This window comes from Muricomes intestini (assembly GCF_004346165.1).
In the GTDB taxonomy this organism is placed as follows: Bacteria; Bacillota; Clostridia; order Lachnospirales; family Lachnospiraceae; genus Muricomes; species Muricomes intestini.
In genome coordinates this window covers 99,426-124,573 of sequence record NZ_SLZZ01000002.1, presented here as the reverse complement: position 1 = coordinate 124,573, position 25,148 = coordinate 99,426, and the positions used below count along the sequence as shown (strand labels likewise).

Genomic DNA, 25,148 nt, shown 5'->3' with positions numbered 1-25,148 from the left:
ATATGCATATAGGGGATAAAGGGAAGAAGGGTGTGAGTAACATAAAAATTTTAATAGATGCCGATGCTTGTCCTGTGGTACATATAGCAGAAACTATAGCCAGGAAACATACTATAGAAGTCATTCTTTTGTGTGACACCAATCATGTACTACATTCTGATTATAGCGAAGTGATGATAATTGGAGCTGGAACTGATGCGGTGGATTTTGCACTGGTCAGTATTTGCCAAAAAGGTGATATTGTTATTACACAGGATTACGGGGTGGCCGCTATGATATTGGGTAAAGGTGCCTTTGGTATTCACCAAAGCGGCAAGTGGTATACAAATGGAAACATCGACCAAATGCTTATGGAGAGGCATCTGGCGAAAAAGGCAAGAAGAACAAAAGCAAAAAATCATTTGAAAGGGCCGGCAAAACGGACAGAAGAGGATGATTTACATTTTGCAGATTCATTGGAACGGTTGATAGATAAGATTTCTGATTCAAAGGAGGAATTATAAGATTGAAAACAGAATTGACAATTGATGGGGCTATGAAAGAAAAATGGCAGTATACGAGAGTTGGCTGTCTTCAGTATCGCGCCGAGGTGGGACAAAAAAGTGAAGAATTGTGGAAATATCTGAAAGGAAAGGTTTATCAGAAAGTCAGGGATGATATTTTCGATTATGAAATACAGGGAATTCCAAATATAAAGGAGTCCCGGGCGGCATATAAGACCTTTGGAAAGGATCCGAACAGGTATAGGGTGTCTTCGGAAGCTCTGATCCGCAGGATAGGTCATGGAAAAGGACTATACCAGGTAAATACAGTGGTGGACGTAAACAATCTGATTTCGATTCAGTCCGGTTTTTCCGTGGGTTCCTATGATACGGCGAATATAAAAGGCTCTCTGGTGTTTAGGATTGGCCGGGAAGGGGAGACTTACAAGGGAATCGGCAAGGATGAGATTAAGATAGAATGTCTTCCGGTTATTGCGGACGAGCAGGGTGCTCTTGGAAGTTCTACCAGTGATTCGGAGAGAGCTATGATCACAGAGAGCGCCAAAGAGATACTTACGCTGATTTATTCTTTTTCTGACAACACAGACCTGGAGCAGGCATTGAAATACGGAAAAGAATATTTGGAGAAATATACGGCCGCAAAAGAAGTGGAAAGCTGGATAGTAAAATAAATTTCGGATGTAAAACAGGAGATAATATGTATGACTAAGAAAAACCTGGCGCTGGAGGTAATCAAGCGTTTAAAGAAAGAATATCCTGATGCAGGCTGCACGCTGGATTATGATGAGGCTTGGAAGCTGCTTGTCAGTGTCCGTCTTGCTGCCCAGTGCACGGATGCCCGGGTGAATGTGGTAGTAGAGGATTTATATGCAAAATATCCGGATGTGGATGCCCTGGCAGCGGCGGATGTGGCAGATATTGAGCGCATTGTGAGGCCCTGTGGCCTTGGAAAAACGAAGGCGAGAGATATCAGTGCCTGTATGAAAATATTGAAAGAACAGTATGGTGGGAATGTGCCAAAGGATTTTGATTCGCTTCTCAAGCTTCCGGGTGTGGGCAGAAAAAGTGCAAATCTGGTTATGGGGGATGTGTTTGGGGCACCAGCCATTGTGACAGATACACATTGCATCCGGCTGACGAACAGAATCGGCCTTGTGAATGAGATAAAAGAACCGAAGAAAGTAGAGATGGCACTGTGGAAAATAATTCCTCCCGCGGAGGGCAATGATTTTTGCCATCGCCTGGTACTTCATGGAAGAGAGGTGTGTACCGCCCGGACGAAGCCGTTTTGCGACAGGTGCTGTCTGAACGATATATGCGCTAAAAATGGTGTGAAATAAATGATTGAGAAAACAATAAATTACTTTGATATTTCCCAGATAATCAACTCAGGGCAGTGTTTTCGTATGGGAAAGAAGGAAAATAATACATATTTTGTGATAGCAGGGGACAAGTATCTGGAAATCAGTCAGGTTGGGAAGCAGTGCTCGTTCTATTGCACGGAGCAGGAATTTAAAAACTTTTGGGAACACTATTTCGATCTGGACACAGAATATGAAGGATATAGAAAATGTATCAATCCCCGGGATGCCTATCTGATGAATGCGGCAGAATTTGGAAGTGGAATCCGTATTTTGAATCAGGACTTGTGGGAAATGATAGTATCATTTCTGATTTCACAGCAAAATAATATCGTGCGAATCCGAAAATGTATACAGAACATCAGTGAAACCTACGGTGAGAAAAAACAGACAGAAGACGGCAGGGTTTATTATGCATTTCCGGAAGCAGAGGCACTGGCGGGATTGGAAGAGGACGAACTCAAGAAGTGCAATTTAGGGTATAGAAGCAAGTATGTGGTAAGGACGGCAAGAAGCGTCGTTAACGGAGAAATTTCTCTTTCCCAGATCAGCGAGATGCCTTATAAAAAGGCAAAGGAGGAACTGCTGAAACTGTTTGGAGTCGGGGAGAAAGTCGCAGACTGCATCTGTCTGTTTGCACTGCACCAGACGGCGGCATTTCCTGTGGATACTCATATTAACCAGGCATTGAAGCGGCACTATCCTAAAGGATTTCCAAAAAGACGGTATAAAGGCTGCGAGGGAATCATGCAGCAGTACATTTTTTATTATGAATTGCTGGGGAAGGAATAATAGAATAAAATGACAGGGTTTATTATTGTGGCGCTGGGAGGCGCTTTTGGCTCCATGCTCCGGTATGCTATCAGCTTGATTCCTTATAGGGGGGCCTTTCCCGTACTTACGCTAATCACAAATGTGTGCGGAGCGGTACTGATCGGATATATCGCAGGAACAGCAGCAGAGAAACATCTTTCCGATAATCTGGTACTTTTTTTGAAAACGGGGATTTGCGGCGGGTTCACAACTTTTTCCACATTTTCCCTTGAGGCGTATAATCTGATTGGGCAGGGCAGGTATGGTCAGGCAGGGGTATATGTGGTTCTCAGTACAGGGTTGTGCCTCCTGGGAGTGTGGTGCGGCATGCTGCTTGCACGAGTTAGCTGACAGAAAAATATATTGCTGTACAACAAAAGATGATGTAAGATAAAGGTGTTCAAAGGTTAGTTGTGTAGAACTTTTGAACAGGAACTATACAGATATGTAATTTTGCACATCTCTTGAATGGGGGCATGAAAAATGAGAATATTATTTTATGATACCAAGAAGTATGACAGTGATTCGTTTGATAAAGTTCTGGAGAGTCATCCCGGAATTAAGATTAAATATCTGAAGACAGATTTGGCACCCGTGACGGCATCCCTGGCAGCAGGATATGATGCAGTGTGTGCCTTTGTCAATTCAGAGGTGGGGAAAGAGACTGTGGAAAAGCTCCATGAGGTTGGTGTGAAACTGATTTTGATGCGGTGTGCAGGCTTTAATAATGTGGATTTGGAAACTGCAGAGAGCTATGGCATCCGGGTTCTCCGTGTGCCTGGATATTCCCCGGAGGCAGTTGCCGAACATGCCATGGCCCTTGCATTGGGTGTCAACCGCAGACTCCATAAGGCATATGTAAAGGTTAGGGAGAATGATTTTAGTTTAAGTGGTCTGATGGGGGTAAACTTCCATGGCAAGACTGCAGGAATTGTAGGAACAGGAAAGATTGGTGCAGCTATGGCAAAAATTTGTCATGGATTTGGTATGAAAGTCATTGCCTACGATGTTTATGAAAATCCAGAAGTTAAGGAGTTTGGGGCTTATGTGAGTCTGGATGAGCTTCTGGCAAACAGTGATTTGATTTCTCTCCACTGTCCGCTGACAGATAATACCCGTCACATGATTAACATGAAGAGCATCCGAAAGATGAAGGATAGGGTAATTCTTGTCAATACATCCAGAGGGGCTTTGGTTAAGACTGATGATCTGGTGGAAGGAATCCGGGAAAGAAAATTCTTTGGTGTAGGTTTGGATGTGTATGAAGAGGAATCAACAAATGTTTTTGAAGACCGTTCCAATGATATCCTGGAACATTCCACGACGGCCAGGCTCCTGTCCTTTCCGAATGTGATGATTACTTCCCATCAGGGATTCTTCACAGAGGAGGCTCTGAGGGCAATAGCAGAAATTACGCTGGATAATGCGGAGATATTTGAAAAGAGGGCAGATACGCCAAATGAAGTGAAAATCCAGTGAAACTGGCAGAGGGGAACAGTGGTGAGTGATTTGCGCTGTGTCCCCTTTTAGTGTAGTGTCTCACTGATATTATGCCAATACTTTCCCTCCTGAGAATATTTTTGATTTTCATCACTTCCTGCTTAATCACTAAAACAGATTCTTCTCTTGTACACTTTTATCTGCACGGATGCTGCTTAATTATAGCTCCTGATCTTCATCGCTTGCCACATACTGACAGATATCCTGGATTTTACAATTTAAAATCCGGCATAAATCGTTGGCAGTTTTCATACTGATATTATCATTATGTTTTAATCTGTGCATGGTACTGTGCGATAAATGATGCTTGGATGTCAGTGTGTACCAGTTTTCGTTTGACTTCTTTAATGTTTCCCAAAAGGGCGAATAATCAATCATTGTATCACCTCTTTCCTGATAGAATCAGCATACGATATATTTATATACTTGAATATCTTCGCAATTGCGAATATAATCTAAAATGATGACTAAAATGGACAATGAGGTGATATAGTGGAGAAGGCCCTCCGGGAATTAGGTGATATACATATGACATTGGAGCAGCATAAAAAATTCGATGAATTCATAACAGGAGATGATATGGATTTTTATGAAGAATATATTATATATCTTTCACGTCAAGAACAAGAAAGATTTTTTGCAGAAAATCCAGATTTCTTATCAGAATTTCAGGTGAGCTATGACAATATAGATTTGTTGAAAGACAAGATGTACAGAAATATTTTAAGGAAAGTAAAAAAGTATGCGGCAGAGGGAGAGAACTAATTGGAACGATATAGACGCAAAAATATTTTGTGAGAGGTACATTGGTAAATAATACTTACCTGATGTGCCTTGTTTTTGAATAAATGGGTATATTGTCGGGTTTATTTGTGCTAACTGGTTGTGCTGCCCGAGTATATAATCTATAATAATATCATGTATAAATTCATTCACAGAAAGGGTGCATTTTAATGGAGTATGAAGGTCAAATTTGCCGTCCCCCTATGGAAAGATCATCATTTATGCTGGCGGTGTCAGTGGGCTGTAACTATAATCGATGCAAGTTTTGCACGCTGTTCAAGCATCTAAAGTATCGTCTGCTCCCACTGGAGCAAGTAGAGAATGAACTGCGGCGTGTATCTGAATTAGGCGCAAACCCTAAACAGATATTTTTAGGAGACGGGAACGCCTTTGGCATGGAAACACCCCGGCTGCTCTATATACTGGACAAAATTTCTTACTATTTTCCTAATTGTCAAATGATCAATATGGATGCTACTGTAACAGATATAAGCGATAAGACAGATGAAGAATTACGCCAGCTAAGAAGAGCCGGGGTAAGACGCCTCTATCTGGGAATCGAAAGCGGACTGGATGATGTGCTGACTTTTATGCAAAAGGATCATGGGATTGAGGACGCATACAGACAAATCAGCCGTATACAGGAGGCGGGACTTATTTACAATGCACACTTTATGACGGGAATTGCAGGAGCCGGCAGAGGATTGGAAAATGCAGAAAAACTGGCAGAATTTTTTAACTATACCCATCCCCAGAAAGTAGTTAACTTTTCTTTATTTCTGCATAAAAGCGCACCTCTATACGAGGATATTTTGGCCGGTAAATTTGTTCCGGCAGATGAGGTGGAAAACCTAAGGGAAGACCGCAGATTGTTGGAATTACTTGACACAAATCCTCTTTTATATGATGGGTTCCACGATGAATTAAAGCTGCGCGTGTGGGGGAGCCTTCCGAAAGATAGGGAAAAAATGCTGCAGAAACTTGACAGTGCTATTGAGAAATATAATGATGTAGGGATCAAAAGGTATTTTGCCCCCTGATACCTACGGATTGCTCCGCACTTTGTGCTCCCGCAATCCTAAAAACATTCGAAATCCGCCCTACTCGGGCTTCTTTCTCATGTTTTACGGGTCCCAAAGTCATGCTTTTTCATGCAAGCATGAAACGCATGACCTTTTGACCCTGGTATCATATAATCAGCTGGAACCGATATTTGCTTGTTGAGTGTGACTTACATTTGCGAATAATCTCCAATGTGGAAAAGTAGGGGCAGGAGGTGCCAATGAATAGACAATATATCGATAAAAACATGGCAACCAAATTTTTTGCAATGTTTTGGGGACGGGAAGATATATTTGCCAAAAGAGCTAAAAACGGAAATTATTATCCTCAATGCGATAATCGCTGGAATAACGTCTTATGTCCAAAACAAAAGGGGCAAAAAATGTATTGTGAGGATTGTGAACACACAAGTTGGACAAAGCTGAAGCCGGAGATCATTGTTTTGCATCTAGTTGGGGACAGAAAGGAGGGGACTGATGTTATAGGTGTCTATCCACTGTTTTCGGATGGAACCTGCAGATTCCTTGTTTTTGATTTCGATAATCATGAGAAGGGAGCAGAAAAGAAGGATTTTGCAAATAAGGATGACTCCTGGCACGATGAGGTGGACGCACTTCGTATGATATGCAGACAAAATGGAATAGAGGCCCTTGTGGAAAGATCCCGTTCAGGAAGAGGTGCGCACGTATGGATATTCTTTCAGAAACCGATTGCAGCAGCCACAGCGAGAAATTTCGGTTTGCTCCTTCTTGATAAAGGTCTAAAGTCAATCAATCTTAAATCATTTCGCTATTATGATAGAATGCATCCATTGCAGGATGCTACAAATAGGATCGGGAACCTCATTGCGCTGCCTTTACAAGGACAGGCACTAAAAAAAGGAAATAGTGCCTTTGTGGATGAGAACTGGAATGCATATTCTGATCAATGGGGACATTTACTGTACACGAGAAAATTATCCCAGGACGAAATAGAAAAGGCTGTTGATAAATGGCAGTTAGAACTGTCTATGCAGCATGGAGCTGCCGATTTTTTGAACAGCAAAAATCGTCTCAAACCGTGGAAACGTCATGATGCTTTTGCGGCGGCCGATGTAACAGGGAAACTGCATATTGTTCTTGCCGACGGAATTTATATTGATGCTCTTAACTTGAAACCTTATTTACAAAATCAGATTCGCTGCATGGCGGCCTTTGATAATCCTGTCTTTTATAAAAACAAGCGACTAGGATATTCAAATTATTATAACTTCAGTACGGTTTACTTGGGGGAGGATACAGAAGGATATATAAAACTTCCTAGAGGACTGTTTGAAAATATAATAGCTGAGTGCAAAAAAGCTAAAATTAATTACGATATTGAAGATCACAGAGAGAAAGGAAGACCTATTCGGGTATCTTTTAATGGAGAATTGAGGGTTCAGCAGGATTTGGCAGCAGAAAGTTTACTTGCTTATGATAATGGCATGCTCAATGCGGCAACTGCTTTTGGAAAAACTGTTGTCTGTGGCTATCTGATTGCGCAGCGCAAAGTTAATACACTTATTTTATTAGAAAGCACGGATCTCATTTCACAACGGGAAGAGGAACTGAATCGATTTCTAATCATTGATGAAGAGCCGCCGGAATATCAGACAAAAACAGGACGTATAAAAAAGCGTACAAGTGTTATTGGAACATTGAAAGGCGGCAGAGATACGATGACAGGAATTATTGACATTGCAATGATTGGTTCGCTGTATAAAAAGGGTGCTTTTCATGAAAGAATGAATACATATGGAATGGTCATCATGGATGAGTGCCATCATGCTGCTTCATCCACAGCGCAGGAAGTTTTGAAAAAAGTAAATGCGAGGTATGTCTATGGAGTTTCTGCCACACCGATAAGAAGTGACAGTCTGGAAAAAATTAATTATCTACTTCTAGGATCAGTGCGTCATAAATATACGGCATTGGAGCGTGCAGAGGATCAGGGGATAGACCATTTTGTTTATCCGCGATACACCAGAGTAATTAATGTTTCTGCCGCCAGAGGTGATATAAATGCGGCATATGCCCTTATCAGCAATAGCGAAGTGCGGAACGAGCTTATTTTAACCGACATAAAAGATTGTGTGAAAAATGGGCGAACGCCTCTAATACTTACGAAATATAAGGAACATGCAAAATTTATCTATGATAGTGTTCAGGAAGATGCAGATTGTGTCTTTATCTTGTATGGTGATAATTCTACAAAGGAAAATGATTCTGTCAGAAGACAATTAAAAGCAATACCACAGGAGAAATCGTTGATTCTCGTTGCAACAGGACAAAAGGTGGGGGAAGGCTTCGATTATCCTAGGCTGGACACGCTTATGCTCGGAGCACCGGTCTCTTTTCCTGGACGTCTTGAACAATATGTATTCGAAGCGATTAAGGACATACAAAAAGATTGGATTTCGCGTTATGTCTGACATAGTTGCAGACAAACAAAATGTAAATGCAATATATGATGCGGGAAATTATATGGATATTTTTGAGCAGGATTTAGCGGAGGCAGAAAAAGAAATTGTTATTTCCAGTCCTGATATTATTCAGAAAAAGATTGACCGGCTCATTTATCTTATGAAGCCAAGGCAGGAGGCCGGTGTAAAGATTATTGTTATTACTGAGAATCCGGAGAACAATACACATGGGAATGTCATGTTTTTGCAATCCCTGATTCAGCAGATGAAAGATGTGGGAATCATTGTAAGATTCACTGAAAATGAAACAGAACATTTTGCAGTAATTGATCAGTTATTAGTATGGCATGGGGGAATGAATCTTCTTGGAAAAGAAGATGTCTGGGATAATTTGATGAGGGTAAAAGACATTAAAGTGGCTGCGGAATTGTTGGAGATGGCATTGGCACAGGGAGTTAAACATTATGATTAAAATACTATTCGTCTGCCACGGCAATATCTTGAAAAGTCCCGGAAAAGCCTGTAAAATCAATGGTTTCGTGGCAGCTAGAGGCGTTTACTACACCACTATTACACCATTTTCGAAAGAGCCTTGATATGACAGGAAAAGCAAGTTAAAATATAATTATTATGGGAAATCGAGGTGACGTGATGGAAAATCATTTGACGCCATACCAATCAGTTATTATAGAAATTAAAAGTATTATTTCTTCTGGGCAAGAAGCAGCCTATAGTGCTTCCAGTAAGGCGATGCTGCTTACCTATTGGAATATTGGTAAAAGAATTGTAGAACAGGAACTGGGTGGCAGTGAACGTGCAGAGTATGGTAGTGGTTTAATTTCCGCATTAGCAGATGATTTAACAAAGGAGTTTGGCAAAAATTATTCTAAAAGAAATCTGCATTATTACATCAAATTTTATCAGTGCTTTCCCGATGAGCAGATTGTGAACGCGTGCGTTCACAATCTTAACTGGACACATATTCGGAGCCTGCTTCGTGTTGCAGATGAAAATGCACGTTATTGGTATATGAAAGAGGCTGTTGACGAGAGCTGGAGTTCAAGGACCTTAGACCGTAATATTAGTACGCAATATTATTATCGACTGATTCAGGCACCGAAAAAAGATGCCGTAATTGAAGAAATGAAGCAGAAAATCGCAGAGTATCAGAAAAATCAATTTGAATTAATCAAAAGTTCGGTGATTGCGGAATTCCTTGGTTTTAAAAATGAGGATACCTATTTAGAGGGAGATTTGGAATCTGCCATTCTTTCGCACATTAGAGATTTTTTGATGGAATTGGGCAGAGGATTCGCATTTGTGGCTCGTCAGCAGCATATTGTAACGGAAACTTCAGATTACTATTTAGATCTCGTTTTTTACAATATCGAACTGAAGTGTTATGTTCTAATTGATTTGAAGATGGGCAGAATTACGCATCAGGATGTAGGACAGATTGATATGTATGTGCGCATGTATGATGATTTAAAACGAGGACAGGGAGATAATCCTACCATTGGGATTCTATTGTGTTCGGAAACTGACGAAGATATTGCCAGATATTCGGTACTTCATGATAATGACCGACTGTTTATGTCTAAATATCTGACTTATTTGCCTACGAAAGAGCAATTGAAAGCAGAGATTGAACGACAGAAAGAAATTTTTTCTATGCAGCATCCAGCGATATATGTAGACGGACAGAAAATGGATATGTAGATGCAAATAGAGGGGGAGAAATGATTCGTGAGTATGTATACGAAAGAAGAATTTGATAAATTATCAGTCATGTATGATGGTGATAAGGATAGAGATGCAACGAGTAAGATTAGGGGATTTTTATTTCAGGATTATATTACGATTATGTGTCTCCTTAAGAATCAAGTAAAGTATGTCTGTTCAGAATATCTAGAGGATGTGGATGTATTTTTCGAGGATGGTACATTTGAGATTATTCAGGTGAAGTATTATCCGAAGACAAATCCGAATATAAAGGAAATTTCGACAGATCTTTATTATCAGTATCTACGCCTTCAGATGCTTCAGTCTACTTTGACAGCAGTTCCGAGACTTTATATTCATAGAAAGTCAAAGGTTAATAAACCAACGCTTGATGAGATGAAAACATATATTGGACTTGGAAATGCGCTCCGCAAGTCGATGAATTATTCAAATATTGTGGATCCGGTTACCTGGCTGAAGACGAATATTTACACAACGAATAAGAAAGACGAACAAAAGAAAAATCTGTTTGCGGCCATGGCTTCGGAGGACTCGCTGAAAGGGTTTGTGACCCAATATTATATCTCCCACCAATTGAATATCAATGAGTACAAAATAGAATTGATGAAAGCATTAGCCCGAAATTATCCGAATGCTGATAGTGGTGGAGATGAGGAGCACTGGCAGTTAATTCTGCTTGGCCTTGCGATTTCATATATACAACGGCGTTATGAATTAGTTGATTCGGATTTTGAACAGCTGCGAGTGGATAAAACAGAATTTGATCAGTATATGGTAGATTCCGTCAGGACGAAGACTGAGAAGACTATTGCAAATTATCTGGTGGGTGTTGTTTGCGAGGAATATGGTGAGATTATAAATAATAATGACCTTTCTGATTTACAGATTCACATGTTGAACCGGATATACCAGAATACTTTACAATGGATAAATAAAATTGCTCAAACTGTAGATGGTCAGTATCAGCTATTGAATACATTTAGTATGGACGATGTTAGTAAGGTTGCTGCTTACAGGGGCGCGATTGTAGATGACAGATTCATCTATATGACGGAATGTAAAACAGCCTTTCTTTCTTTTCTAGATTATCTGTGGAAGATTATGCTAGACATTTGTCAGGAGAAGGTGAATGATGAGACGGAAATTTCTGCTCATTTAGAAATGTTTGATCCATGTTATTACATGGATTCCTCAGCATCTGACTATGTTTGTCTGAATTTTACTGAAGATAAATATGTAAAACATAGTGTAATTCTTCCCCCGGCAGGCGGAAAGTTTAAAGGTGCAAAACGAAAGATTGTAGAACGTATGGTGAATATATCACCGAAACCAGGAAAATGGTTTTTTGAGAATAGTAAAATCACGAAAGGTAAAAATTATTATAATTATAGTACGGCGAACGTAAATGAAAACCCTACGGTTGCAGATCTTGGTGAAGATAGTTTCTATATTGAGTGTATGGAGTGTATTGGAATTGATGAGGACGAATGGAGCGTACAGGAAGCTTGCAGTGGTTGCATCTTTTCTGAGAAATGTATCAAAGAGGAAATGTAGTTATGATTTTGCAGGAAGAGTTTAAGAAAAGTGGATATAAGGATATTCTTGTTGGGGATATAGCTTCTGAATATGAAATTAATCTGGAGGATATCTTTGATTTGGAACAGAAACCGGAAGAATTATTATGTATTTTTATCAGTGAGCAGAGAGATGATTTGTTTTTCCTTCTGAATGGAGACTTGATGGAAATCGATTCTTTATGTGATCGCTGGGATGATCGAATTCGTGTGTTTATGATTATTAATGGTAAATCAGAAGAGATTCATAAGTTAAAGTATAATATTGTGCAGTTGATTGTTTATTCCAAGGAGATTCCAGATAAGAGCCGAGAGGGTAATTTGCTAATATCGAGAAAGATCCTCATTAAGGGCGATATGACAGATAAGAATCAGATTGTAATCGATGATGATGAGGTGATCGAATTACCATTCCATATGATTCCGACAGATGCATTTGCACCGGATGTGGAGCAGAAGAAGCGATTGAGTCAGTTACTTCCGGAGGATGAGAATCTTTTAGCGTTAATGAAAAAGCAGCAGAAAAGAGTGAACAGAAAAGAAAAAGAAGGTGTACTGGATAAGTCTTTTAAAGTACAGGATTACGAGAAGATTAAGGAGTGGCTGAAAAGATGATAATTCGCAAAATACAGATGGTAAATTTTAGGAGGTTTCGCGATAAAATAATCGATTTTGAAGATAAATCGGTTGTGCTTCTTTCGGCTGCAAATGGAATTGGTAAGACGACAACTATCGATGCGATTGAGTGGTGTCTGACTGGCAATATTGGAAGATTAAAAACTGCTTTCGATACCAGAAGTACCAACGGTGATGAACGCAAGATGAATACCGGTGGAATTCTAAAGAACCGAGATGCTGGAGCAAAAGCAAAGGTCAAGGTAGTTCTATGGTTATTTGATGGAGAGAAAGAGAGAATTCTTTGCAGAGAGCAGACAAAGGATGAATTAAATCCAGAGTTATCTATAATTATGATTGATGAAAATGAAGAAATGGCGAAAGCATTTATCCGGGAATATGTAGGAGATAGTTTCTATAATTTTCATTTTTGTGATGTTCAGAAGTCATTTAATGTTCAAAGTAAAAAGAGAAAGGACCTAAAGGACTTCTTTAATGAGTTTATAACGAACTATGATGAGCAGAACCAAATTGCGGAGAATCTGGAGCTTTTTGCTAAGGATGTGGATCGCTATATTGAGGATAAGACCAAACAGAAGGTACCGCAGGCGGTGATTGAGAATCATGAAAATCAGTTGGCGAAAGCTCGTGAGGATGCAAAGCAGGTTTCGTATCCTTTGACCATTTTTTATCCGGATGAGAAGACAGAGATTGTTGGTCTTGATAAAGACGAGTTAACTGCGCAGAAAGCAGAAGTGAAAAATTGTGGTTATCAGGTGGCGAAAGAAGAACTTTATAAACTTGTAGAAAATGAGAACTTAAAGAGCCAGCAGTCTGTTATCAAAAAGATTGCTTCTTACTGGGAGACGAAGGGAGAGTCTATTCAACGCGCGGTGAAAGCTGGATTTTCGAAGAATACGGATGCGATTATAAGGCTTGAGGCCAAACTTAGCAAATTGAAGGGGTTGTCTCTTTCAAAAGATACAATCTTCCAGGATGGGGAATCAATGAGTGCTTTAGAAATTGATGGTTTTATGAAGTCTAGTTTTGATGTGGATAAGAAGGCAATTAAAGAGAAAGAGAAAAATATGAAGGATCTTTCTGATGAGATTGAGCTGCTTTCCCAAAATAATAAGATGCTAAAGTTGTTATCCTCTCTTTCTGCGAATAAACAAGTGGTGATTGAACATAGAGATGCTGTTTTAAAAGAGAATGGTGTTGCCAGATGTCCCGTTTGTGGCTCGAAGTCATTTTCTACCATGGAGGAAGCTTTGATTCTTAAGGAAGCCGATGAGTATATCAAGCAAAATGGGGAAGTTGTAAAGGTAAAAGAAGTACATAAAACCTCGTTACAGACGGAGATTGAAATCCTTTATCAGAAAATTATTAATTACACAAAATCCGTTGTGGAGAAAGAAAAGGAAACGTTGGAGACAGAGATTAGTGGCCTGAAAGTTCTAAAGGATGAGATACAGCCATATTTTGATGCGGTTAAAATATTACAGAAATTGGGACAAGAGATTAATATAGAAGAATTGACCGCAGAAAAGGTAGGGAAATTACTGGCTGCTGTAGAGGGGGCGCTTTTAGAGGAAGTCAAAGAGCAGAAAGTGAGAGATGTTTATCAGCAGATTCTAACGGTTTTAGGGTATGAATTTGAAAATGAGACGGTGCAACAGACATATGCAAAGGTAAAAAATCTCATTACCAGATCCTATGAGATTTCGGATTTTTCTTATGATTTATTTGTATCAAAGATTAATGCTATTGATAGTATTCTTGCAAATCAGACGTTATATGACCTGAATCAGAAACTGGAGGAGGATAATAAGAAGAATCAGAACCTTGATGCGGAAATAGAAGAACTTCAAAAACTGAAAAATAGTGCATCTCAGAGAGCAAAAGATATCAAAGATGTTGTGGAGGAACTTTCGAAAGACGAGTACGAAAAAGTAGGTCCGGCTCTTAGCAAGTTCTATAATAAACTGGCAAGATTTAATTCTAGTGATGGGATCAACATTGTCCAGGAGAATGAGGGGATCTCGTTAGTTGATGATAAAGGTAAAAATATTGTTAATATTTTGAGTAATGGTCAGATCAGTGTCTTTATGCTGGCTCATTTTTTTGCGGGTATCAATGCAAGAAATGACCGTGAAAAGATGAAGGTATATTTTATCGATGACTTGACTGCCTGTATGGATGATGTAAATATGCTTGCATTCATGGATTTGCTTAAGTATCAAATGACATCAAAAGCAACCATGGAGCAATTATTTTTCATCACCTGCGATGACCGTATTAGTAAGCTGCTAAAGTATAAGTTAAGTGGACGTGGGATTGAATTATGTGAACTTTTAGAAGCGGCTTTTGTGTAGGAGGGAAGGTTTGTTTAAGAATGACCATACATATTTTAACACGACAATGAAAACAGAGGAGGCAAAAGTCTTGCTTTCTAATTACAAGGATGCTTTGGAAAAGGAAATTCATGCCGATGCAGTAAAGTATTATAATCAGATTTGCAAAAACATGAGATTGCGTATTGCGGGCAACTATATAAAACCGATCAATACATTTATCAGAACTACTAAAACATTTGAAAATCGTGAGAATTTTGGCTTTATCGTCATGGGTATTAATTGTATTCTTGTTGAATTATATTTTGAATTAATCAATGGGTATGATGAGTCAAGCGATGGCGGAAATCATATCGTAGATGCATATAAAACAGTTTTGCCACAATTAGATTCTGAGATTTCTACTGCTGATGCTCAAAAGTTCTACAAAGGGATTCGTTGTGGAATAATTCATCAAGGCCAAACAAAGGAGAATACTGCCATTACATTTGAACAGGATTGTATTGTGGAACACAATGGTGAGTATTATTTGTGCAATCCAGAATCGTTGTTTAGGGAATTGCAAAATCTATATGCATCATACTGGAAAAATATATCCGAAAAAAGTTATGATGAACCTCTTGCTCAGAAAATGATTTCCAAATTTACCAAGATACTCGAACATGACACCATAGTTGAAGTGTCAAGAACATCGGCTTAGCCGGTGACTTGCTTTGACCATATGAGGTTCTGCTATCGTTATCATAAATAGGGGAAAGTTATTTGTTGATTTTCTTGTTGGAAGTTTTGCCATCATTCGAAGATCTGGAAATTATTAATAGACTTTCCAGGAAATGCATCCAAAGGTTGTGCCGTATATTGAGAATGAAATGTACTGGACGATGAAGAAATACAAGAAGTTTCATACAAATCAGCCCTTGCCGGACACGCCCTCTCACGTTTTCTATGACATACATTCTGCGCGAATATTGTGAATGCAGGTATGAATGTGAAAACGTTGCAATATTTGATGAGACATTCTGATGCAGTATTACACTGAATGTTTATATTCATGCAAGTTATGACCGGACAGCGAAGTAGATAACAAAAATCATAGATATTCAGGAAGTCAAAACACTGGATATGGTTAAGAAAGAATGGAATTAATATATCATTTACTACACCATTTGTCAGGTAATTTACGCAGATTTATGTAGATATGCGTAGAACAGGGCAGAAACAAAAAAATGAGAAAGCGCCAAGAAGCCAGTATTTACAGGCATTTGAAGATTTATAAAGGGATATAAAACTATGATAAAAATACTATTTATCTGCCACGGCAATATATGTCGTTCCCCTATGGCGGAATTTCTCTTCCGTGACATGGTACAAAAACGTGGGCTGGGGAATTCATTTTTTATAGCCTCGGCGGCGACAAGCCGGGAGGATATCGGAAATCCGGTCCATCGCGGAACGGTACGGAAATTAAAAGAATACGGTATCAGCACTGCCGGGAAATATGCTGCTCTGCTTCGAAAAAAGGATTACGATGACTACAACTATATTATAGGGATGGAGAATGAGAATATCCGTAATATTAATCGGATTATCGGGGAGGATAGGGAATGCAAAGTACACAGGCTTCTGGATTTTTCTGATAACCCGAGGAATATTGAGGATCCATGGTATACCGGTAATTTTGATTGTACTTATGTTGCTATACTGGAAGGCTGTGAAGCTCTTTTACAGTATATTCTGGAGCGCAATACAGTATAATCTGAAGCATAATGTACTTAAATTATTCCCGCGAGCAACGAGCCAAGTGGAAATGCTTGCATTTCATTGGCGGCTGCCGCGAGGGTCAAAGACCCCGCAGCTTGCTGCGCTGCAAGTTTGATGCCCCGTCAGATTGCTGCGGGGTCTTTGACTAAAAAAGTAACAGTTCAGCCATCAGCTCGATTCCACCCCAAGGGTACCGTCCTTGTTAAACAACCACACTACGGTTGCTAACCAAGGACATGTGCTGCGCTTCATCTCGCTGTGGCAGAGCGCCATATGAATTTTCGGCAGCATATGCATACGAAAGCAAGCTTTCTCCTGCCTACGCTGTCGAAAATTCGCATGGCTGAACTGTTACCTAAAAAACACAAAAATTATCGAACACTGTTTACAAAATTTGCTAAATAAACTATCATAAACTTACAATATTAGCGGCATACTGGAAAAATACAAAGGGCCAATCATTTGGTGTAGGCCTGGTGCTGCTATTAAAAATGATTGAAAGAGGGCAATGGACAAAGATGAAAGTAGGATGTGTAAAAGAAATTAAAAAATATGAGTACAGGGTTGGCTTGACTCCGGAAAATGTAAAAGAGTATGTAAACCGCAAAAATCAGGTTTACATTCAAAAGGGCGCAGGAGAAGGCGCTTTTTTTACCGATGAAATGTACAGGGAAGCCGGGGCAGTTATTCTGGATACGGCAGAAGAAATATGGGCGGAATGTGATATGATCGTAAAAGTTAAAGAGCCCTTGGAAGAGGAATATGATTTGATTCGAGAAAATCAGATTATTTACACATATCTTCATCTTGCGGCAGACAGGCCTCTTACAGATGCACTTCTGAAAAGTAAAGCTAAGGCTGTAGCCTATGAAACTATCAGGGACAAAAATGGCGGACTTCCGCTTTTGAAGCCTATGAGTGAAGTGGCAGGAAGACTAAGCATTCAGGAGGGAGCTAGGTGTCTGGAGCGCACAATGGGGGGCATGGGCCTGTTATTAGGCGGAGTGTCAGGTGTCAGGCAGGCAAATGTATTAATTATAGGCGCAGGTGTTGTCGGAACAAATGCATGCAAAATGGCTGTGGGCTTAGGCGCAAGAGTGACGATTGCAGATAATAATATAGATCGTCTCACGTATTTAGATGATATGTTTGGCTCAAGAATTCAAACTATGTACAGCACTGATTCTGCATTGGAGAAAGCATGCTGTGAGGCGGATCTTGTGATTGGATCAGTTTTGATTCCCGGTGCAAAAGCTCCGAAATTGATAAAAGAGAGATATCTTGACGGAATGAAAAATGGAAGTGTTATTGTGGATGTTGCGGTGGACCAGGGGGGGTGCTGTGAAACGACAGTGCCTACGTATCATGACAATCCGACCTTTATAAAGAAGGGTGTAGTTCATTACTGCGTAGCTAATATGCCAGGAGCGGTTGCAATGACTTCCACAATGGCACTCACAAATGCAACACTGCGTTATGGACTTGCAATTGCTGATGTTGGTGTAGAGGAAGCAATTCGAAGGGACGGGCTGCTTGCACTCGGAATGAATTGCTATGAGGGCAAATTGACCTGTAAAGAGGTTGCAGAAGCACATGATATGGAATACACAGACATTTTTGAGTTAATTTAAAAACACTATTAATGCAGGGAAAGGAAAATTATTATGAAATTTTGTTGGAGTACACTTTATGTAAAAGATTTGGACGAATCCATACAGTTTTATGAAGGAGTTATAGGACTTCCCCTTGTCCGCCGTTTCAATGCGGGAGAGCAGACAGAAATTGCTTTTTTGGGCAGTGGGGAAACACAGGTGGAGCTGATTCAGGATGCTGCCCGTCCGGGGGGCAATGTAGGAGCTGATATTTCATGGGGGTTTGCAGTAGATTCATTGGAACAGGCGTTTGAGAGTATGAAAGAGAAAGATATAAAACTCCTAAGTGATATTATTCAGCCTAATCCACACTCCCGGTTCTTCTTTGTAGAAGATCCTAATGGGTTTAAAGTTCAGATTGCACAGATTTAGCTGTATGCTTGACTGGGTAAACAGTTTTTTCCTAAATATAATAAGAGGTTTGCTGTAAAGGCAGAATAATCTCCATATTCTTTTTAACCATGTAATAAAGGCACCGTAATTCAGAACGGCAGGTTCAGGATTGCAGGAGCACAAAGTGCGGAGCAATCCGTAGGTATCAAGGGTCAAAACACCTTTTGACTTCTACATCATGTTATGAGAAATATGTGGTGTACCTTGAGATGACATAGAAACAATAAGGTGGAAAAAATCATATGAACTTTTATAAAAGAACAGCATTAGTTTGCCGGCAGATTCCTAAGGGAAAGGTGGCAACTTACGGCCAGATTGCGATGCTCTGCGGAAAACCGAAGAATGCAAGACAGGTCGGATATGCCCTGGGCCATAATCTGGCGGGCGATGTGCCGGCGTACCGGGTAGTGAATGCAAGTGGGATTTTAAGCGGTGCGGCGGCCTTTGAGACGCCGGATCTGCAAAAGCAGATGCTGGAGCAGGAGGGCATACGGGTGAACCGGACAGAGCGGGGCCTGCAGATTGACTTGAAAAGGGACGGCTGGAAAAATACGATGGAAGATGCCCTTTGGCTGCGAAATGAGTTTGAAGTTCGGGGCATATGATTCCAGAATCAAGCTCGAAAACCTACGGTTTTCTCGCTGCTTGGTTCTGAATAGTTACAAAATACAAAAGAAAGAGGAGAGGAATGAATTCACACAAAGTTTTAAAAGAAGTTTTTGGATATACCTTCTTCCGTGAGGGGCAGGAGGAACTGATAGAGGGTACATTGCAAGGGCGGGATGTTTTGGGTATTATGCCGACAGGTGCGGGGAAATCTATTTGTTATCAAGTGCCGGCGTTATTGTTTGAGGGGATTTCAATCATTGTTTCCCCGTTGATTTCCCTGATGAAGGATCAGGTGACAGCCCTGAATCAACTGGGGATTCATGCTGCATTCATCAACAGTTCGCTTACTGAGGTACAGTACAAAAAGGCAATGGCAAATGCCAGAGAAGGAAGATATAAGATTATTTATGTGGCGCCGGAGCGGCTGATGACGGAGTCTTTCTTATCACTGGTGAACAGCGTGGATATTTCTATGGTGACCGTGGATGAGGCACACTGTATTTCTCAGTGGGGACAGGACTTTAGACCCAGCTACCTAAAAATTGTGGATTTTATCAATATGCTGTCCAAAAGACCGGTTATTACGGCATATACAGCAACGGCCACAAAGGCGGTAAAAGACGACATTGTCTGTATTCTGGGCCTTAATGATCCTCTGGAAGCAGTAACAGGTTATGACCGCAGGAATCTTTATTTTGCAGTAAAGAAACCAAAAAATAAGCTAGCAGAATTGCTCTCTTACTTACAGAAAAATGTTGATAAGAGCGGAATTATTTACTGCAACACAAGAAAAAATGTAGAAGAAGTCTATGAAGTTCTTTTAAAAGAAGGGTACCAGACGGCGAAATATCACGCTGGGTTATCCGATGCTGCCAGAAAGCAGAATCAGGATGATTTTATCTATGACATCAAACCCATTATGGTGGCAACGAATGCATTTGGTATGGGAATTGACAAATCTAATGTAAGATTTGTTATTCATTTTAATATGCCCAAAGATATCGAAAGCTATTATCAGGAGGCAGGGCGGGCCGGGCGTGATGGGGAGCCTGCAGAGTGTATTCTGCTGTATTCCGGCCAGGATGTAAAAATCAATGAATTTTTAATCACTAAGCAGACAGAAAATGAAGAACTGGATGTTGAAGGACGCCAGTTGATACAGGAACGTGACAGTGAACGTCTGCGGAAAATGACCTTTTATTGTTTTACTAATGAATGTCTGCGAGATTATATTTTGCGGTACTTTGGAGAATACGGCGGCAATTACTGTGGAAATTGTGAGAATTGCCTGACAGAATTTAAGGATATTGATGTGACTGCCGAGGCAGGTTGCATTATCAATTTAGTCAGAACCAGCGGCGAGCGGTACGGTATCAATGCAATTATAGAGGCGGCCCATGGGTCTGAAACTGCAAAGGTGCGCAAGTTTCGGTTGGAGCAGAATTCATTTTATGGGGGTTTAAAGAGTGTAACACTGATTCGTATCCGGCAGATTATGAATGATTTGCTGATAAAAGGATATTTATTTTTAACGCCAGGTGAGTATCCGGTTTTAAAGATGACCGAAGAGGGCAGGCAGTTTATTTCTGATGAAGGTCAGAAAACGATTGTGCTGAAACTTCCGAAAGAGGTGGAAAAAACTGTGGCAAAGCAGCAGGGAGAGAAAAAGCGGAAAGTGGCAGATGCCAAATATCCTCAGCTTTTCGAGCGGCTCCGGGTGCGCAGATACGAAATGGCACAGCAGAACCATGTGCCGCCCTACATTATTTTCTCAGATAGAACTTTAAAAGAGATGAGTACATATTTACCTTCCACGAAGGACTCTATGCTGAAAATTAACGGCGTGGGAAATAATAAATATGAGAAGTACGGGGAAGTATTTATGGGCCTGATCCGGGAATACATTAAGGAGCAGGGAATCGAAGCGTAACGCAATTGCGGAAGAGGACAGCGAGTAGTATAATAAGAAAAAATATCAGAATATTCTGAATATGGGCCTCAAAAGGGTCTGACCCCTTTTGGACCCCTTTTGCCCTTTAAACGAAAGGAGTAGCTAAATGAAGAGTCTAAAGTTGAGAGATGGGTTTTATTGGACTGGGATTGTGGATGATTCCCTGCGTGTGTTTGATATTATTATGTATACAAAATTTGGCACTACGTATAATTCTTATGTGCTGAAGGCAGGGGACAAGACTATTTTGTTTGAGACAGCAAAAGTGAAGTTTTGGGATGATTATCTGGAGAAGCTTGAGGAGGTTACAGATGTCACCGCGATTGATTATCTGGTGGTCAGCCACACGGAGCCGGATCATGCGGGAAGTGTGGAGCGGCTGCTGGATTTGTGCCCTCATCTGAAGATTATTTCTACCGGGGCAGCTAATTCATTTTTGGGGGAAATTGTAAACCGCGATTTTACAGGGATTGTAGTTAAAGATGATGAACGGATGCAGATTGGCGATAAGACGCTGTGTTTTATGAGCGTGCCAAACCTACACTGGCCGGATACTATGTATACGTATATTGAAGAGGAGCAGATTCTCATCACCTGTGACTCCTTCGGCGCTCATTATGCGTTTCCAGATGTCCTGCTGAGTAAGGTTCAAAACTGGGAAGATTATGAAGAGTCGGTAAAATATTATTTCGACTGTATTATTGCTCCCTTTAAATCTTTTATGAAGACGGCCCTGGATCGGGTGCGCAACATGGATATCACTATGATTGGTACAGGACACGGTCCGGTTCTGGACACTAAACTGGAGCAGATGTACCAGTGGTATGAGAAATGGTGTACGGTTGTAAATCCGAATCAGAAGAAAACGGTAGTGATTCCCTATGTCAGTGCATACGGGTATACACAGGAGCTGGCACAAAATATTGCAGAGGGCATTGAGGACAGCGGTGATATTGATGTGCATCTCTACGATATGGTAACTGCAGATACAGATAAGGTTGTAGAGGAGCTTGGGTTCGCGGATGGTATTTTATTCGGCACCCCAACGATTCTGGGGGAGGCTCTGAAACCAATCTGGGATTTGACTCTGGCGATGACTCCTGTCACTCATGGGGGAAAATTTGCCAGCGTGTTTGGAAGTTATGGTTGGAGCGGTGAGGGTGTTCCTCATATTGAGGAGCGTCTGCGGCAGCTTAGGATGAAGGTTGTGGCTGGATATAAGGTCCGTTTTAAGCCGGACCAAGCGGATAGGCAGGATGCCTTTGATTTTGGGTATAATTTTGGATGTACACTTTTGGAGAAGCCAAATACAAAGAAGAATTCTGCAAAAACAACTCTTGTAAAATGCCTGGTCTGCGGAGAAATATTTGACTCTTCACTGGAAATCTGTCCTGTCTGTGGTGTGGGCAAGGAAAATTTTGTTCCGGTAGAGGCAGAGGATGATTCGTATCAAAATGATACAAAGGACTTCTATCTGATTCTGGGAAATGGGGCGGCGGGCTTCTATGCGGCAAAATCAATCCGGGAGCGCAATAAGACTGCCTCCATCGTTATGGTTTCTGAGGAGCCGTATCGCTCGTATAACCGGCCCATGCTGACAAAGTCGATTATGGCAGGTTTAAGTGAGGACCAGATAGCTGTGCAGGGAAAACAGTGGTATGAGGAGCAGAGAATAGTACAGGTTCTGGGGAAAAGGATTATTTCAGTAGATACCGCAGAGAAGGAAGTTACCCTTGAGGATGGAGTTAAGCTGCAATATACAAAACTAATCTATGCTCTTGGTGCGGAATGTTTTGTGCCGCCGATTCCGGGCAGCGATAAGAAGTCTGTAGTGGCAATCCGCCGTCTTGCGGACACGAGGGAAATAGCTGACTTTCTGCCAAATGTGAAAAATGTAGTAGTGATTGGCGGCGGTGTGTTAGGTCTTGAAGCTGCGTGGGAAATGAAGAAGGCAAAATGTCATGTCACTGTTCTGGAGATTGCACCGGTTCTGATGGGACGACAGCTGGACCTTCCGGCAGGAGAGCTTCTAAAGACAATCAGCGAAGAGTGTGGAGTGCACATTAGAACGGACATGCAGGTGGAGTCAATCCTCGGCGAAGAGTATACAACCGCGGTAAAATTAAAAGACGGTGAAGAAGTTTCGGCAGATCTGGTCATTGTCTCCAGCGGTGTCAGGGCAAACGTAGGTCTGGCACAGCAGATGGGGCTGGAAACGGACCGTGGCATTGTGGTAAACAGTAAAATGGAAACCAGTGTGAAGGGTGTGTATGCATGCGGCGACTGTGCACAGTACAAGGGTGTGAACTATGCAATCTGGCCGGAGGCTGTGGAACAGGGAAAAGTGGCAGGCGCCAACGCCGCGGGGGAAGAGAAAGAATACGTCCAGGTGCCGGCAGCTCTTACATTCCATGGAATGAATACGGCCCTTTATGCAATTGGGGATGCGGGTAAAAACCCCAATCTGATTTATAAGACTGTAGAATTCAAAGATATGGGAAGAAAGCAGTACAAAAAATATTTCTTCCTGAATAACCGTCTGTGTGGGGTAATTCTTATAGGAGATGTGTCTGAGATGGGAAAACTCTCTGAGGCAGTAGAGCGAAAAGCTCCTTATAAGGAAATCATAGCCTGAGAAAATGAGGTTCACCCGCAATCGCGGTCACACATTCGTAAAGAATATCAAAAGCCTGATTGCAGTCGGCTTCAGTCAGGATAAGGGGCGGTACCATGCGGACGACATTGCTGCCGATTGCCGTAATCAAAAGTTTTCTTGCAAAGGCTTCATGCTTAACCTCAATGGCATTGACATGGTTGTCAAATTCTACCCCGACCAGGAGCCCCTGGCCCCTGACTTCTTTGACATGGGGCAGTGCTGTCAGTTTTTTCTTGAAGTAAGCACCCATTTTCTTAGCATTTTCGGCGAGATTGTTATCCAGCAACTCACTTACTGCTGCAAGAGCCGCCGCGCAGGATACCGGATGTCCTCCAAAGGTGGTTCCGTGTGAGCCTAGAGTAAAGGATTTTGCCACCTCTGCGGATGCACAGATGGCACCGATTGGCATTCCCCCGCCCAGTGCTTTTGCCATGGATACAATATCCGGTTTAATACCATAGTTCATGAAAGACATGACAGCTCCTGTCCTGCACCATCCGGTCTGTATTTCATCCAACAGTAGGAGTAGTCCCTTTTCATCGCAAAATTCTCTGAGCCCCTTCATAAATTCCATTGTTGCAGGGTGTACGCCGCCCTCTCCCTGGACAGGTTCAATCATAATTGCGATGGTATTGTCTGTAACGGCTGCTTTAAAGTCCTCCAGGTCATTGAATTTTGCATAGGTAAATCCGGGAACCATAGGCTTGAATCCAATCTGACAGCCATTGTCAGGCTGGCCGGTTGCAGACATGGAACCGTAGGTTCTTCCATGGAAACCATCAAAAGCAGTGACAATATTGTATTTGTGCGGGCCATATTTTTCAACCCCGTATTTTCTTGCCATTTTGATCATGGCCTCATTGGATTCTGTGCCGGTGTTCTGAAAGAAAACTTTATCCATCCCGATGGCTGTGCAGACTTTCTCGGCCAGCAAAGCCTGGGGAATGGTGTAGGGATAATTAAAAGTATGCATAATATCCTTTAATTGATCTTCCACAGCAGCAACGACCTTTTCATTGCAGTTACCGGTGCTGTTCACTGCTACGCCGGCGTAGAAATCAAGGTAACCCTCACCGTTTTCATCGTAAATATACATATCCTTTGCTGTCTCAGCTATCATATCGAAGCGTTCATAGGTGTCAATCATATACTTATCAACTAATGCTTTCAACTCGTTCTTTGTTAATCCCGCATCCTTTAATTTCATTTTGCATACCTCCATGTCTATTAAATATTTAAGTACAAAAACAAAAAAACGACGGTGACTCCTTAAATGGAATCAACGTCGTTTCCGTTTTTCTTACTAGAATGAAGTATACTCTTGCTTATGTTGTGTTGTCAATAGTTTTTAAAAAAATTTGTGCTCCGGGAAAAA

The 25,148-nt window shown here is 41.1% G+C and carries 23 protein-coding genes; 21 read left to right on the top strand and 2 right to left on the bottom strand.

The window, feature by feature from the left end:
- Positions 1–41: 41 nt before the first annotated feature.
- The 6 genes from EDD59_RS02160 to EDD59_RS02135 all read left to right on the top strand — a co-directional run bounded on the left by EDD59_RS02160 (position 42) and on the right by EDD59_RS02135 (position 4,156).
- A complete protein-coding gene (locus tag EDD59_RS02160; RefSeq protein ID WP_132378778.1) occupies positions 42–503 on the top strand; it encodes a YaiI/YqxD family protein in 462 nt (153 codons plus the stop codon).
- A 2-nt stretch (positions 504–505) separates the two neighbouring features.
- Positions 506–1,174, top strand: coding sequence for a B3/B4 domain-containing protein (locus EDD59_RS02155; protein WP_243117315.1), 669 nt, complete (start codon positions 506–508; stop codon positions 1,172–1,174).
- 30 nt (positions 1,175–1,204) lie between these two features.
- The gene (locus EDD59_RS02150) at positions 1,205–1,843 is read left to right on the top strand and encodes an endonuclease III domain-containing protein (protein ID WP_132378439.1); all 639 of its coding nucleotides are present in this window, start codon (positions 1,205–1,207) and stop codon (positions 1,841–1,843) included.
- Entirely contained in the window at positions 1,844–2,656 is an 813-nt protein-coding gene (locus tag EDD59_RS02145) for a DNA-3-methyladenine glycosylase family protein (RefSeq protein WP_132378437.1), read from the top strand.
- A gap of 9 nt (positions 2,657–2,665) precedes the next feature.
- On the top strand, positions 2,666–3,028 hold the full coding sequence (gene crcB, locus EDD59_RS02140) for a fluoride efflux transporter CrcB (protein WP_132378435.1): 363 nt from the start codon (positions 2,666–2,668) through the stop codon (positions 3,026–3,028).
- Positions 3,029–3,160: 132 nt separating this feature from the next.
- The gene (locus EDD59_RS02135) at positions 3,161–4,156 is read left to right on the top strand and encodes a 2-hydroxyacid dehydrogenase (RefSeq protein ID WP_132378433.1); all 996 of its coding nucleotides are present in this window, start codon (positions 3,161–3,163) and stop codon (positions 4,154–4,156) included.
- 180 nt (positions 4,157–4,336) lie between these two features.
- On the opposite strand, the gene EDD59_RS02130 is transcribed toward EDD59_RS02135, so the two are convergent.
- Positions 4,337–4,555 carry a helix-turn-helix domain-containing protein gene (locus EDD59_RS02130; protein ID WP_132378431.1) on the bottom strand — a complete coding sequence of 73 codons (219 nt, stop codon included), beginning with the start codon at positions 4,553–4,555 and terminating at the stop codon, positions 4,337–4,339.
- 150 nt (positions 4,556–4,705) lie between these two features.
- Between EDD59_RS02130 and EDD59_RS02125 the strand changes: the two genes are divergently transcribed.
- From EDD59_RS02125 to EDD59_RS02060, 15 genes are all read left to right on the top strand, one after another.
- Complete coding sequence (locus EDD59_RS02125) at positions 4,706–4,942, top strand: hypothetical protein (RefSeq protein WP_132378429.1); 237 nt, start codon at positions 4,706–4,708, stop codon at positions 4,940–4,942.
- Positions 4,943–5,130: 188 nt separating this feature from the next.
- A complete protein-coding gene (locus EDD59_RS02120; RefSeq protein WP_132378427.1) occupies positions 5,131–6,000 on the top strand; it encodes a radical SAM protein in 870 nt (289 codons plus the stop codon).
- A 242-nt stretch (positions 6,001–6,242) separates the two neighbouring features.
- The gene (locus EDD59_RS02115) at positions 6,243–8,474 is read left to right on the top strand and encodes a TOTE conflict system archaeo-eukaryotic primase domain-containing protein (protein ID WP_243117314.1); all 2,232 of its coding nucleotides are present in this window, start codon (positions 6,243–6,245) and stop codon (positions 8,472–8,474) included.
- Complete coding sequence (locus tag EDD59_RS18010; protein ID WP_243117313.1) at positions 8,467–8,937, top strand: phospholipase D-like domain-containing protein; 471 nt, start codon at positions 8,467–8,469, stop codon at positions 8,935–8,937. The genes EDD59_RS02115 and EDD59_RS18010 overlap by 8 nt, the downstream gene beginning before the upstream one ends.
- Before the next feature lie 179 nt (positions 8,938–9,116).
- Positions 9,117–10,184 (top strand): PDDEXK nuclease domain-containing protein, encoded by a 1,068-nt coding sequence (locus EDD59_RS02110; RefSeq protein ID WP_165920847.1) that lies wholly within the window; start codon positions 9,117–9,119, stop codon positions 10,182–10,184.
- Positions 10,185–10,217: 33 nt separating this feature from the next.
- Positions 10,218–11,762 carry a hypothetical protein gene (locus EDD59_RS02105; RefSeq protein WP_165920837.1) on the top strand — a complete coding sequence of 515 codons (1,545 nt, stop codon included), beginning with the start codon at positions 10,218–10,220 and terminating at the stop codon, positions 11,760–11,762.
- Complete coding sequence (locus tag EDD59_RS02100) at positions 11,741–12,397, top strand: hypothetical protein (RefSeq protein ID WP_132378423.1); 657 nt, start codon at positions 11,741–11,743, stop codon at positions 12,395–12,397. The genes EDD59_RS02105 and EDD59_RS02100 overlap by 22 nt, the downstream gene beginning before the upstream one ends.
- Complete coding sequence (locus tag EDD59_RS02095; RefSeq protein ID WP_132378421.1) at positions 12,394–14,772, top strand: ATP-binding protein; 2,379 nt, start codon at positions 12,394–12,396, stop codon at positions 14,770–14,772. The genes EDD59_RS02100 and EDD59_RS02095 overlap by 4 nt, the downstream gene beginning before the upstream one ends.
- 10 nt (positions 14,773–14,782) lie before the next feature.
- The gene (locus EDD59_RS02090; protein WP_132378419.1) at positions 14,783–15,451 is read left to right on the top strand and encodes a hypothetical protein; all 669 of its coding nucleotides are present in this window, start codon (positions 14,783–14,785) and stop codon (positions 15,449–15,451) included.
- 590 nt (positions 15,452–16,041) lie between these two features.
- The gene (locus EDD59_RS02085) at positions 16,042–16,506 is read left to right on the top strand and encodes a low molecular weight protein-tyrosine-phosphatase (protein ID WP_132378417.1); all 465 of its coding nucleotides are present in this window, start codon (positions 16,042–16,044) and stop codon (positions 16,504–16,506) included.
- Positions 16,507–17,030: 524 nt separating this feature from the next.
- The gene (ald, locus tag EDD59_RS02080; protein WP_132378772.1) at positions 17,031–18,143 is read left to right on the top strand and encodes an alanine dehydrogenase; all 1,113 of its coding nucleotides are present in this window, start codon (positions 17,031–17,033) and stop codon (positions 18,141–18,143) included.
- A gap of 33 nt (positions 18,144–18,176) precedes the next feature.
- Positions 18,177–18,536, top strand: a complete 360-nt coding sequence (locus EDD59_RS02075) for a VOC family protein (RefSeq protein ID WP_132378415.1) — start codon at positions 18,177–18,179, stop codon at positions 18,534–18,536.
- 263 nt (positions 18,537–18,799) lie between these two features.
- On the top strand, positions 18,800–19,162 hold the full coding sequence (locus EDD59_RS02070; RefSeq protein ID WP_132378413.1) for an MGMT family protein: 363 nt from the start codon (positions 18,800–18,802) through the stop codon (positions 19,160–19,162).
- A gap of 83 nt (positions 19,163–19,245) precedes the next feature.
- The gene (gene recQ, locus EDD59_RS02065; protein WP_132378411.1) at positions 19,246–21,096 is read left to right on the top strand and encodes a DNA helicase RecQ; all 1,851 of its coding nucleotides are present in this window, start codon (positions 19,246–19,248) and stop codon (positions 21,094–21,096) included.
- Between the two features lie 127 nt (positions 21,097–21,223).
- A complete protein-coding gene (locus EDD59_RS02060) occupies positions 21,224–23,752 on the top strand; it encodes an FAD-dependent oxidoreductase (protein ID WP_132378409.1) in 2,529 nt (842 codons plus the stop codon).
- Here EDD59_RS02060 and EDD59_RS02055 read toward each other — a convergent pair.
- Positions 23,742–24,980, bottom strand: coding sequence for an aspartate aminotransferase family protein (locus EDD59_RS02055; protein ID WP_132378407.1), 1,239 nt, complete (start codon positions 24,978–24,980; stop codon positions 23,742–23,744). The genes EDD59_RS02060 and EDD59_RS02055 overlap by 11 nt on opposite strands.
- Between the last annotated feature and the right edge of the window lie 168 nt (positions 24,981–25,148).

Coding starts and splice junctions, on each gene's coding strand:
- EDD59_RS02105 (WP_165920837.1), top strand. CDS start 10,218: ATGTATACGAAAGAAGAATTTGATAAATTATCAGTCATGTATGATGGT.
- EDD59_RS18010 (WP_243117313.1), top strand. CDS start 8,467: ATGTCTGACATAGTTGCAGACAAACAAAATGTAAATGCAATATATGAT.
- EDD59_RS02085 (WP_132378417.1), top strand. CDS start 16,042: ATGATAAAAATACTATTTATCTGCCACGGCAATATATGTCGTTCCCCT.
- EDD59_RS02095 (WP_132378421.1), top strand. CDS start 12,394: ATGATAATTCGCAAAATACAGATGGTAAATTTTAGGAGGTTTCGCGAT.
- EDD59_RS02125 (WP_132378429.1), top strand. CDS start 4,706: ATGACATTGGAGCAGCATAAAAAATTCGATGAATTCATAACAGGAGAT.
- crcB (WP_132378435.1), top strand. CDS start 2,666: ATGACAGGGTTTATTATTGTGGCGCTGGGAGGCGCTTTTGGCTCCATG.
- ald (WP_132378772.1), top strand. CDS start 17,031: ATGAAAGTAGGATGTGTAAAAGAAATTAAAAAATATGAGTACAGGGTT.
- EDD59_RS02100 (WP_132378423.1), top strand. CDS start 11,741: ATGTATCAAAGAGGAAATGTAGTTATGATTTTGCAGGAAGAGTTTAAG.
- EDD59_RS02150 (WP_132378439.1), top strand. CDS start 1,205: ATGACTAAGAAAAACCTGGCGCTGGAGGTAATCAAGCGTTTAAAGAAA.
- EDD59_RS02110 (WP_165920847.1), top strand. CDS start 9,117: ATGGAAAATCATTTGACGCCATACCAATCAGTTATTATAGAAATTAAA.
- EDD59_RS02145 (WP_132378437.1), top strand. CDS start 1,844: ATGATTGAGAAAACAATAAATTACTTTGATATTTCCCAGATAATCAAC.
- EDD59_RS02070 (WP_132378413.1), top strand. CDS start 18,800: ATGAACTTTTATAAAAGAACAGCATTAGTTTGCCGGCAGATTCCTAAG.
- EDD59_RS02115 (WP_243117314.1), top strand. CDS start 6,243: ATGAATAGACAATATATCGATAAAAACATGGCAACCAAATTTTTTGCA.
- EDD59_RS02055 (WP_132378407.1), bottom strand. CDS start 24,980: ATGAAATTAAAGGATGCGGGATTAACAAAGAACGAGTTGAAAGCATTA.
- EDD59_RS02075 (WP_132378415.1), top strand. CDS start 18,177: ATGAAATTTTGTTGGAGTACACTTTATGTAAAAGATTTGGACGAATCC.
- EDD59_RS02060 (WP_132378409.1), top strand. CDS start 21,224: ATGAAGAGTCTAAAGTTGAGAGATGGGTTTTATTGGACTGGGATTGTG.
- recQ (WP_132378411.1), top strand. CDS start 19,246: ATGAATTCACACAAAGTTTTAAAAGAAGTTTTTGGATATACCTTCTTC.
- EDD59_RS02130 (WP_132378431.1), bottom strand. CDS start 4,555: ATGATTGATTATTCGCCCTTTTGGGAAACATTAAAGAAGTCAAACGAA.
- EDD59_RS02120 (WP_132378427.1), top strand. CDS start 5,131: ATGGAGTATGAAGGTCAAATTTGCCGTCCCCCTATGGAAAGATCATCA.
- EDD59_RS02135 (WP_132378433.1), top strand. CDS start 3,161: ATGAGAATATTATTTTATGATACCAAGAAGTATGACAGTGATTCGTTT.